Source organism: Marinarcus sediminis (SeqCode) (assembly GCF_048571275.1).
Taxonomy (GTDB): domain Bacteria; phylum Campylobacterota; class Campylobacteria; order Campylobacterales; family Arcobacteraceae; genus Marinarcus; species Marinarcus sediminis.
This window is the reverse complement of record NZ_CP182357.1, coordinates 100,224-111,697: the sequence shown is the minus strand read 5'-3', so window position 1 is coordinate 111,697 and position 11,474 is coordinate 100,224. Positions and strand designations below refer to the sequence as shown.

Below are 11,474 nucleotides of genomic sequence, written 5' to 3'. Positions count from 1 at the left end.
AGAAGAAGAGGGGTGAATATGATTTGGAACAAAATAGAGAGTGCTCCAAGGGAGAAAATTGAAGAGTTACAACTGGCAAGATTAAAAGATACGGTCGAGAGAGTCTATACCTTAACGCCATTTTATAAAAAGAAGTTTGAAGAGTTAGAATTAAAACCAAGTGACATCAACTCGCTTGAAGACATTAAAAAATTGCCATTTACAAAAAAACAAGATTTAAGAAACCATTACCCTTTTGGATTGTTTACTGTACCCATGAGTGAAGTGGTACGTGTTCATAGTTCAAGTGGAACAACAGGAAAACCAACGGTTGTAGGATACACTCAAGCCGATATGGATGTTTGGGATGAGGTGATGGCGCGTGCTTTTACTATGGCAGGTGCAAACAGTGAAGATATTGTACACAATGGATATGGTTATGGTTTGTTCACAGGAGGATTGGGCTTTCATAATGGTGCGGGAAAAATTGGAGCAACAGTAGTTCCAGCAAGTGGGGGTTGCAGTGAACGGCAACTCATGCTTATGCGTGATTTTGGTTCAACCATTTTAACTTGTACTCCCTCTTTTGCGCTTCACATGGCAGAGTTGGCTTCAACTGCTGGGAACAATTATTTAAAAGATTATAAACTCAAAGCGGGTATTTTTGGGGCGGAACCCACAAGTATTGGTTTAAAAGAAGAGGTTAAAAGAGCGTGGGGAATTGATTATCATGAAGTGTACGGCTTAAGTGAAATTATTGGCCCTGGAGTTGCTTGCAGTTGTAAAAGTTCACCGTTGCTTCATGTTTTTGAAGACCATTTTTTTGTGGAAATCATTGACCCAAAAACAGGTGAAAGTTTGCCTGATGGAGAACGAGGTGAATTGGTTATTACGCCTTTAACCAAACAAGCACTGCCATTGTTAAGATATCGAACGGGTGATATTACCTCAATTATCAAAGAGCCTTGTAAATGTGGGCGAACACTTTTACGAATGGAGTCTATTGTTGGGCGTGCGGATGATATGCTGATTGTCAATGGGGTCAATGTGTATCCTTCACAAATCGAACATGTGATTGCCAATGCGCAAGGGGTAACATTGAATTACCAAATCATTGCCGATAAAAAAGGGTATTTGGATAAACTGGAGATTAAAGTAGAAGTCAGCGATGAGATAATGAGCGACAATATCTCTGAAATGGAGCGCATTAAAAAAGATATTCAAACGGCACTGTTAAATAACTTGTATATCAAAGCCAGTGTCAAACTCGTAGAACCTCGAAGCATTGAAAGAAGTATGGGGAAAGCCATTAGAATTATTGATAAAAGGGTATAACATGATTAAACAACTGACTATTTTTCTTGAAAATAAAATTGGAGAGTTAACGGATATTACGGAACTGTTAAGCAGTAATGGGTTGTCAATTGTCTCTATTAATTTGGCCGATTCAAATGATTTTGGACTTTTACGAATCATTGTTGAAGATGAAGAAAAAGCCAAAGAGGTGATTGACAAAGCGGGTTTTTCTGTCAAAATCATTGAGGTCATTGCCATTGAAATTGAAGATCACATTGGAAGTTTTAACCAAGTGGTTTCTGTGTTATCACAGAATCAAATCAACATTGAGTACACCTACACCGTAAGCAACCATAATAAACCCGCATTTATTTTTAAAGTGAATCAAAAATCGTTTTCTAAAGCGGTGGCATGCCTGCAAGAGAACCATATTACTTTATTGAATACATTGTAAAAAACATGTTAAGCAATCGAAAAATCAGTGAACGATTTGAAGTTCAAATCAACACGTTGTACAATTGGCAAAAAACAAAACCAACCTTGTATCGATATTTGCAAAATGCGGATTATAATTATGAACGCAATAAAGAGATCAATGTTCTTTTGAGTGAATACTCAAAATGCATACAAAAGAATTTCAAACTGGAAGAGATTGAGTACTTAATTGACTCCTCTTTAGTGGTCGTATCTATTGAAGAGATTAAAGAGTTACATAAAATCTTTATCAAAAATGAGGCAAAAGAGATTGCTTCACGTACGGATTTTATTTTGGATTTATATGAAAAAATTTTACACTTGAACATTATAGAAAAATATACGCTCTATAAAAAAATTGACAAATATCGACGAAGTGAAATTTTAGCTTCAAAAGATATTGCCGATTTCTTTTTTGAGTTTATTGGTGTGTAAAAATTTATATAAATATACGGATTTTATAAAAAATAGAAAAATGTAATTTTTATTATCGTCTTCTTTTGATATAATGAGGATAAATTTTAGATTGAAGGTTTAAATATGAAAAAAATAACAGAAAAAGATATTGTAGATAGTATAGCGGACGCCTGTCAGTATATCTCGTATTATCATCCTGAAGATTTTGTAAAAGGAATGGTGAAAGCGTATGAGAATGAAAAAGGTGAAGCAGCTAAAAATGCCATTGGACAAATTTTAATTAACTCAAAAATGTGTGCAATGGGGCACAGACCATTATGCCAAGACACGGGAAGTGTTAATATTTTTGTTAAGGTGGGATTAAAAGCCAATTTAGACATTAAAAAAGAGTTGGTAGATTTACTCAATGAAGGTGTGGCAAAAGGGTATACTGATCCTGACAATACCTTAAGATACTCTGTTGTTGCAGACCCTGCAGGAAAAAGAGTTAACACAAAAAATAATACTCCAGCGGTTATTCATGTTACTGTTGATAATTCAGATGAGATAGACATTACGGTTGCTGCAAAAGGGGGAGGAAGTGAAAATAAATCTAAATTTGCGGTATTAAATCCAAGTGATTCAATTTATGACTGGGTTATGGCAAATGCAAGAGAGATGGGTGCGGGTTGGTGCCCTCCTGGTATTTTAGGAATTGGTATTGGTGGAAACCCTGAAAAAGCAATGCTTTTAGCAAAAGAGTCTTTAATGGGTCACGTAGATATTCAAGAACTTCAAGCAAGAGGTCCTCAAAATGCCATTGAAGAGTTAAGATTAAAACTCTATGAAGACATCAATAAAATTGGAATTGGAGCACAAGGTTTAGGTGGATTAACCACCGTTTTAGATGTTAAAATCTTGGATTATCCTTGCCATGCAGCATCACTTCCTGTGGCTATGATTCCAAACTGTGCAGCAACACGACACATTCACTTTAAACTTAAAGGGGATGGACCAGCTAAATTTAACATACCTTCTTTAGACCTTTGGCCAGATATTGAATTGCCAATGGATACAATTAAAAAAGTGAACATTGAAGATTTAACCAAAGAGAACTTATCTCAATTCAAATCAGGTGATACGCTGTTATTATCAGGAAAAATTTTAACCGCACGTGATGCAGCACACAAAAAAATTGTTGAGTATAAAAATGCAGGTAAACCACTTCCAAATGGGGTTAAACTCGAAGACAGATTTATTTATTACGTAGGACCAGTTGATCCAGTTCGAGATGAAGCAGTAGGACCTGCTGGACCAACGACATCTACAAGAATGGATAAATTTACCAAAGAGATGATGGAAATTGGTATCATGGGAATGATTGGTAAAGCTGAAAGAAAACAACCAACGATTGATTTAATCAAAGAGTACAAATCAATTTACTTAATTGCTACAGGTGGAGCGGCTTATTTGATTTCTCAATCAATTAAATCTGCAAAAGTCTTAGCATTTGAAGAGCTTGGAATGGAAGCCATTTATGAGTTTGAAGTAAAAGATATGCCAGTGACTGTTGCTGTTGACACTACGGGTGAATCTATTCATACCACAGGACCAGCTCAATGGAGAACAATCTAATTACAAAGGCTTAGGCCTTTGTAATTTAATCTAAATACTTAAAATCATCATCCTCACTGCCATCTTTTTTTCTGTTTTTAAATTTCCACATCGTATAACCATACATTGCAGTTTTATAACTTAAAATGATAAGGATAGTAACACCCAAAAGTTGGGCGAGAAAGATTAAAATACTCATTTTACGTTGGTTTTACTTTTGCTCATTTGGAAATAGGGGTCATCCCAAGTGAGTGTTGTTGGCATAGATGAGTTCAGAGAAGTTTTATCAGGAAGTTTGTATTTTGCAAATCCATTTGATTCTACTTTTTCTTTTTCAAATGACGCCTTAGGCATGAGTATAATACCTGCAATTAATACAATTCCTAACAGAACATAAACAACTATTTTCGTGTTATTGTTACTGGTTTCATTATTATTTTTCATTTTCCACATCCTTTTGGGATTTTGAACATTATTTTATTATGCCATTATTTTAGTTAAAAGAGTATTAGAGCATAAGCAAACGTTAAGATTTGATAAAATTGATGATGAATTTTTATCTGAAAATACTATTTTTAGGGGTTTTTAATATTCTAGTTAAAAATTGACTCAATTCATGTATCAACATTTTATGAGCCGTTCCACAAACAGTCAGTTAACCTTGTTTATTCAATAACTAAATGATAGAATTAACTCTATCATTAATCAGAAATTTTTTTAAAGGGAATACATGTTTACCATATACAATAATGGAAGTGTAGGGTTTAGAAGTACGGCTGACAATTTATACAACCTTAAAAATGTTGATGAGTCAAGTGAATCAAGATTTAAACCGGATGATGAAATTATGAATGATTTGTCCAACAAAAAAAAGAACTCCCAAAACAGTGATGAGTCGCTTAACGCTTATAAAGAAATAGCAAATATGGATTTGTCGGAGCCGGTTTATCAAGTCAAAGATATTATGACCAAAGATGTGATGTGTATTGACAGTCAATCAACGATTCAAGAAGCATACACCCTTTTAAAAGAAAATAAAATTTCGCAAATACCTATTCTCTCTTTTGGCAGAAAAATTCTGGGTTTAATCAATAAAAAAATTATATTGAATCTTTTAATGGATGATATTGAAAATACAAAAGAGATTTTAAACAGAAAATTAGAAGATATTTTTTTACCAGAAATCATTACAACCGACCCCATTTCAGATATCAGAAGAGTGGCAAAAGTTATGATTGACTTCAAACTCGATGCAATTCCTATTGTGGATGAAGATGATATTTTATTAGGGATTGTTTCAAAAACAGATATTTTAAAAGCCGTTTCACATTTGCCAAAATTGCAGTTATGGTCATAAAATTCCGAGGACTGTTGCTAAAATTTATGCAATCATATTTATGAAATGTTAGGTTATCGTTATCACCTGACCCCTATTTTAAACCGTTTATCAAATCGAAAAAAGTTTTTATGTACAAAAAGGATATGTGAAATGAAAAGTTTAATTTTATTGTTGAGTTTGACACTTTTTTTATGTGCAACACCACAAGATGAGTTGCTTGACAAATTTGAATATGCCATGAAAAATAACGATGCCAAACTTTTGCAAAGTGTTATTGACTTAGGTATAGATGTTGATGAAAAGTATTTAATCAAAAAAAGAAATACATACTGGACACCACTTTTTATAGCTATAAGCTCAAAAAACTCAGAGCTTTTTAAATCACTGATTAGAAAAGGTGCCAATATAAACTATGTAGATGAAGACGGTTTGGATCTGTTTTATTTTGCTGTTTATCATACTCAACTTCATATGGCAAAAGAGCTAGTAAAAGCTGGGTATAAGCCAAATATCAATCCAAAAAGCAAACGCCATCCTTTAGCTATTGCTGTACTTAACAATGATATTGAAGCTATAAAATATCTTCTTTCACTTGGATTTGACCCTAAAAAAGAGCTATTGCAACGTAATAATCTTTTAGAATTTGCTCTGCATAGTCCTAACAAGGACTTGAAGCTACCGCCACATATGTTCAAATTAATAAAGTTTGACACCTACAAATATCTCATAGATATGTTTAAAGATGAACTGAATACTCAAAATAAATTTGGCTATCACAATCTACTCTTAGCCCAACGAGGGGAAGAGAGCTATAAAGCGTTTAAATATTTAGTACAAAGTGGTATTAACTTACATGAAAACAATAATGGCTATTCTCCTTTTCAGTCACTAAGCTTTGATAATTTTTATGAAAAAAAAGTAGAAATCCTTTTGTCAAATAATTTGAATATAAACCATCAAGACAAAGATGGGGATACTCCATTGCATCAGTTGGTTGTTGATTACAGTAAAGTCTTACAAAACATTGCAAAAATACAATCACAAAATAGTGAAGCATATTACAAAAAAGATGAACATAAAGCCGTCATCTCAATTTTAAAACAAGCCAAACTCGATAAAAAAACAAGCTATCTAGAATCAGCATATAAAAAGTTAAACGCTATAAAAAGTGCCATCAAGTTTCTTATAAGTAAAGGTGCAAATAAAGATATCAAAAACAGTATGAATAAAACCCCATATGAGAGTGCTCTTTTTTTAAAAATAGAAGAAAATGAGCTTTTAGAGATATTAAGAAGTAAAGATTAGTAGAAATTTTATAAGCTTTTTAACTCTGTTAGTTTACTATAGACCACTTCATCATTTCTATCCATTTTTAATAAATATGACAATATCTTAGAATTTATTATTGAACTCAAAGCTCTTTTAATGCACTCATTGTTTCATAAGCTTCATCACGCTTAATTTCTTTATCATTAACTATTTCATTGTCTAATAGATAATAAAACATATTTTTATAAGCTTTTTTACGAAGTGTTTTTATAGATGTTCCTCTTTGAGTTATTATGGCTTGTTCATTTATTTTGAGTATAAAAAAAGCACCTGCTTCATCTTCTCCAAAAGACTCTTTTATTGAAATCTTTCGTGAATTAGCTAGACTTATAGTCATCTCTTTAAAATCTATTTGTATGTTGGTATTGTTGTTTAAAGTTGCATGAAAATGTAAAAAGAATTTGTGCAAAAGCTTTTCAAAAAGTTGTATATTTTCTTGATACATAATATAACACAAGCCATAAAAAAACTCTTTTTCATTTACTTTATATTTAACAAAATCAAATTGAGAAAAGTTAAGCAATAAAAACAGTTCATTTAAAATGATATTGTTACTAAGATGATTAATAGTTTTTAGTGAGTATTGTAAGTCTTTGTTGATTTTAAAAAAGTGTATAAACTTTTCTATTTGAAGATTAAAGTAAACTTTTCCAAAATACTTTGTATATTCAAAATAGTGTTTATTGGTTAAAAGTTTATTGAGTTCTGATTTATTTTGAGATATAAACTGTCTTGACTCTTCTATTGAAATATGATAAATCTTTTTTGCCATTTTTTACTTTCACTTATATATTATGGAGCGGACGACGGGAATCGAACCCGTGTATCTGGATTGGTGTCCAATCTGGGGTTGAAGCCCAGCGCCCAGCCATTAGGCCACATCCGCATATATTAATTATATAATAATGAAAAAAATTAAAAAGTCATCTTAAAGTGCCTTAAATAAGAACTAAGAAAAAAACAAATAAAATAACCCATAAATTTTCAAATATAAAAGTCGAGTAATCACCATATAATAACCTCTAAAATAAGTTGGATTTACTCCCAGCTAAAATAGAGAGTTAAAATAAAAAGAGATGGTTTAAAAGAAAAAAAGATATTTGATTTTGAGAGTTATCTATTAAAGTCATTGAAAGACTTAACAGTCAATCTATAGTTGGAAGCTGGGCATATAAAAGATAAAGCTTGTAAATCTAAGGTAAAATATTTTTAGTCTTCTATTCTCTTGATATACTAATATGCTCTGAAGAAAAGATAAAATGTTTGATATAAAAAAGAGAAAACAATATGAAACTTTGAAAACAACTAATACAACTTAAAATATCTATACTACAATCAAAAAAAGTAAATCCAATCTTAGCTGCAGCTGTTGCAGCAGTTATTTCACTAACTCAAGTTCAAGCAAGTGATTTATTAGCACAATGTGATTTTAATAAAAATGGTAAAATAGACACAAAAAAAGATTATAAAGCATGACTTGTTACTCTTGAGATTGCAAAAAAAGAATATAGATGTAATTTGAATTATAATATAGTAAAATGAGAGGAAGAAATTAAAAAATGAGAGGAGGAAATTAAAAAATGAGAGGAGGAAATTAAAAAATGAGAGGAGGAAGTGATAAAATTGAAAAATGAAATTATAAATAAATTATCAAAAAGATAGTTTTTTGCATATATATAGCTAATATGATAAAATAATAAGTAATTATATATAAAATATAAAAACTTCATTCAAATGGGAGATAGTTCTATAAAAAAACTGCTACAATAATTCTAAATTTTTCAATAAATATAATTGTAAAATATTTATAATGTGGGTATAGTGTAATGGCTTAGCACACCAGTCTCCGAGACTGGACAGAAGACGACCAATCTTCAGAATGGGTTCGATTCCCATTGCCCTCGCCAAACTTTGCAAATCTTTTAAAACATGCTAAAATAAGTATAAATAGTAAAGATACTATTGTAAAAATTTATAAATGAGATGCTTAATAAATAATGAAAAAAAAGTTAATAATTGGTATAGACGAATCAACTGATGTAGATATCCTTTTAGATGATGGTATCAGACAGTTTTATTTTGGATATATCCCTTCGGAGTTTTCAAATACATATGCAACACAAACTTCTTTGAATAGAAGATACCGATTAAAAGAGCAGTTTAGTAACTTTGAGAATATACAAAATGTAATAAAAAAGATACACTCAAAGGGTGGTATTATATATTTGGCATTAAATTCATTTACTTCAAATGAAATTATGCTTGATTTTTCAAAAGAGCTTTATGAACTTTTTTTTGATAAAGTCGATGGTATTATAGTAGCAAATATTTCTATTGCAATGATGCTTAAAAAGAGAAACTATAAAGAGATTATAATTTCAAATCTTTTTGGAACCTATAGTAATGATGCTGTTGATTTTTTAGTAAAACAGTTTGACCCTATTAAAATAATTCTTCCTCGTGATATATCTTTGAAAAATATACAAACTATTGTAAAGTCACATCCAAATATAATGTTTGAGTGTTTCTTATTTGGTGATAACTGTAGGTTCAGCGAAAGTTTTTGTTTTAGTGAGCATGGATATGATTCTTTAACTTTTGGTTCACTTTGCAGTTACACACAGCGAGAAAAAAAACTTATCAAAAATGCTAACCCAAGCTATAAACAAATCGTTAAAAATACAAAGCTTACTGATACGGAAAAAAAAGAAGAACTAAAAAAAGTTTTTCTTGATATAACCTCATTACTTGATGAGATTGAATTTAACCTATATGAGTTTAACAGTAAAGAAATAACTTTAATTTTAGAAACTCTTAGTCTGTACGATATAGCAATGTTAAAAGAAGATAAAAAAATATATGTAAGAGCAATCAATATTTTAAAAAACCTTGATTTTCCTAAAGCGCAAAGTATCTATACAAAACTAAAAGAGTTACCTTTTATACAAGAGGACAATTACAAGAAGTTTCATAAGTTAAACAAAAGTGCTATTTATGAAACCTTGAATTTTTTTGCACAATTTAATAATATAACTTCATATAAAATACCTTCAAGAGGAAGAGACTTTTATAAATACCTTGATACTTTTGAAAATGAAGAGTATCATTATAAACAAAGTCAATATCAACTATGAAATTATATATTAAAGCAAACAATCTAAAAATACTAAAAAACATGGATACCTTACTTCCTTTTGCACTATCAAAAACACATACTTTGCTTGATAAAAATTCAAATATTGAATATATCACAAATATTCAAAGTACAATAGAGATACAAAAGCATCAAAATAGACTCTTTTATGATAAAAGGGAACTGTATAAACTTATAAAAGGTATTTATTTTGGAAACAGTTCTTGTGAGCATTTGATCCCTACAATAAAAGAATTAATTGAAGCTAGAAGTTTTTGTGAACAAAGACACTATAATTTTGTATTTGTTTTTCCTCCTGTGAGTCAAAATAAAAGTGAAGAGGTAAGATATATATGTGAACTTTTAGCCAATAAACCAAATACAGAGGTTGTAGTAAATGATATTGGGGTATTAAATATAGTATTAGAAAATAAAAATCTAAAAGCAATACTTGGAGTAAATTTTACAAAAGTTATTAAAAACAGTTTTTTAGATAATGTTTCACAATATGATATAAGTAAAATACAGCTTCAAAATCAAAAAGAGCTTTTGAGTCATTGTGAGTTCGAGAATATAGAAGTGAGAGAGTTTTATAAATCACTGGATATAAAAAGAGTATCTATAGAAAATATAAATCTAAACACCGAATTTTTTGATACTGTTCCAAAGATGCAATGTGATTTTTACTATCCAAATATTACCATTGCAAACTCCAAAGCTTGTGATATCGCAGGATGCTTTGAAGATGAAAGAGGATATTTTGTAAAAGAAGAGTGTTCCAAGTATTGTAACTTTGCTTCATTGGAGTTTACGCATAGCGATATACTAGGACTAAGACAAAGGTACAATACCGTTTATAAAACAAATATTTCTTTAGATATACCAAAAATAGTATATAAAAATAATAGAAACAGATTTATCTGGGAGATACTGCCTTAAATAAGAACTAAGAAAAAAACAAATAAAATAACCCATAAATTTTCAAATATAAAAGTCGAGTAATCACCATATAATAACCTCTAAAATAAGTTGGATTTACCCCCAGCTAAAATAGAGAGTTAAAATAAAAAGAGATGGTTTAAAAGAAAAAAAGATATTTGGTTTTGAGAGTTATCTATTAAAGTCATTGAAAGACTTAACAGTCAATCTATAGTTGGAAGCTGGGCATATAAAAGATAAAGCTTGTAAATCTAAGGTAAAATATTTTTAGTCTTCTATTCTCTTGATATACTAATATGCTCTGAAGAAAAGATAAAATGTTTGATATAAAAAGAGATACTATGAAATACTGAAAAATTTTACTTTTATTGACGCTGTTTTCTACAATACTATTTGCTACATCTTTAAGAAATTCAGCATCACCACAATTTAATTTTACATCAAAAGATGATTTAAATCTTTATAACGAATATAATAAAAAACTATGAACTTGATTAGAATATTTAGCTAATGCTTTAGTAAAAGGTAAATCTGAGTTTATAGAAAATTTTATGAAATGACCTGATATAGATAAAGATGAAACTAGAGCTGATATAGAAGAACGGTGGGATGAAATAGTAGACTTAGTTTTTGTTAAAGATATTGTTAATGATGCACTACCAGATTTAGTAAAATATGCACCAACTTTATCACAATATATAAGGGAAAATTGAAATGATTTTAATAAAAAAGAAATAACAAAATCTTTTGATAATATAATTAGTGCAGAGGAAAAGACAAGAAGTGCAGAGGAAAAGACAAGAAGTGCAGAGGAAAAGACAAGAAGTGCAGAGGAAAAGACAAGAAGTGCAGAGGAATTAAGAAAAATTAATGCAAAATTTTGAAGATAAATGAAAAATATGATAAAATATTATAGTAAAATATAATATTTTTTTTATGGCTGAAAAATTTCAAAATGAATCGATAAATTTTGAA

11 protein-coding genes and 1 tRNA gene are annotated in these 11,474 nt (G+C 30.1%); 9 read left to right on the top strand and 3 right to left on the bottom strand.

Going from position 1 to position 11,474, the window contains the following annotated elements:
- The first annotated feature begins 18 nt into the window (after positions 1-18).
- The 4 genes from ACNI3C_RS00550 to ACNI3C_RS00535 all read left to right on the top strand — a co-directional run bounded on the left by ACNI3C_RS00550 (position 19) and on the right by ACNI3C_RS00535 (position 3,780).
- Positions 19-1,314, top strand: coding sequence for a phenylacetate--CoA ligase family protein (locus ACNI3C_RS00550; RefSeq protein WP_419770317.1), 1,296 nt, complete (start codon positions 19-21; stop codon positions 1,312-1,314).
- A 1-nt stretch (position 1,315) separates the two neighbouring features.
- Positions 1,316-1,729 (top strand): amino acid-binding protein, encoded by a 414-nt coding sequence (locus ACNI3C_RS00545; RefSeq protein WP_419770316.1) that lies wholly within the window; start codon positions 1,316-1,318, stop codon positions 1,727-1,729.
- Positions 1,687-2,184, top strand: a complete 498-nt coding sequence (locus ACNI3C_RS00540) for a hypothetical protein (protein WP_419770315.1) — start codon at positions 1,687-1,689, stop codon at positions 2,182-2,184. The genes ACNI3C_RS00545 and ACNI3C_RS00540 overlap by 43 nt, the downstream gene beginning before the upstream one ends.
- Positions 2,185-2,289: 105 nt before the next feature.
- Positions 2,290-3,780, top strand: a complete 1,491-nt coding sequence (locus ACNI3C_RS00535; RefSeq protein WP_419770314.1) for a fumarate hydratase — start codon at positions 2,290-2,292, stop codon at positions 3,778-3,780.
- 25 nt (positions 3,781-3,805) lie between these two features.
- Here ACNI3C_RS00535 and ACNI3C_RS00530 read toward each other — a convergent pair whose 3' ends face one another.
- Both ACNI3C_RS00530 and ACNI3C_RS00525 read right to left on the bottom strand, forming a co-directional pair.
- Positions 3,806-3,958, bottom strand: a complete 153-nt coding sequence (locus ACNI3C_RS00530) for a hypothetical protein (protein WP_419770313.1) — start codon at positions 3,956-3,958, stop codon at positions 3,806-3,808.
- Complete coding sequence (locus tag ACNI3C_RS00525) at positions 3,955-4,203, bottom strand: hypothetical protein (protein ID WP_419770312.1); 249 nt, start codon at positions 4,201-4,203, stop codon at positions 3,955-3,957. The genes ACNI3C_RS00530 and ACNI3C_RS00525 overlap by 4 nt, the downstream gene beginning before the upstream one ends.
- 286 nt (positions 4,204-4,489) lie before the next feature.
- Here ACNI3C_RS00525 and ACNI3C_RS00520 point away from each other — a divergent pair, with 286 nt between their 5' ends.
- Complete coding sequence (locus tag ACNI3C_RS00520; protein ID WP_419770311.1) at positions 4,490-5,116, top strand: CBS domain-containing protein; 627 nt, start codon at positions 4,490-4,492, stop codon at positions 5,114-5,116.
- Positions 5,117-5,248: 132 nt separating this feature from the next.
- Entirely contained in the window at positions 5,249-6,403 is a 1,155-nt protein-coding gene (locus ACNI3C_RS00515; protein ID WP_419770310.1) for an ankyrin repeat domain-containing protein, read from the top strand.
- A 106-nt stretch (positions 6,404-6,509) separates the two neighbouring features.
- Here the strand turns inward: ACNI3C_RS00515 and ACNI3C_RS00510 are convergent, their stop codons facing one another.
- Positions 6,510-7,199, bottom strand: coding sequence for a hypothetical protein (locus tag ACNI3C_RS00510; protein ID WP_419770309.1), 690 nt, complete (start codon positions 7,197-7,199; stop codon positions 6,510-6,512).
- A 1,040-nt stretch (positions 7,200-8,239) separates the two neighbouring features.
- Here ACNI3C_RS00510 and ACNI3C_RS00505 point away from each other — a divergent pair.
- The 3 genes from ACNI3C_RS00505 (at position 8,240) to ACNI3C_RS00495 (ending at position 10,499) form a co-directional block, all read left to right on the top strand.
- Positions 8,240-8,334, top strand: a tRNA-Arg gene (locus tag ACNI3C_RS00505).
- 90 nt (positions 8,335-8,424) lie between these two features.
- A complete protein-coding gene (locus tag ACNI3C_RS00500; RefSeq protein ID WP_490722732.1) occupies positions 8,425-9,561 on the top strand; it encodes a U32 family peptidase in 1,137 nt (378 codons plus the stop codon).
- A complete protein-coding gene (locus ACNI3C_RS00495; RefSeq protein WP_419770307.1) occupies positions 9,558-10,499 on the top strand; it encodes a hypothetical protein in 942 nt (313 codons plus the stop codon). The genes ACNI3C_RS00500 and ACNI3C_RS00495 overlap by 4 nt, the downstream gene beginning before the upstream one ends.
- Positions 10,500-11,474: the final 975 nt, after the last annotated feature.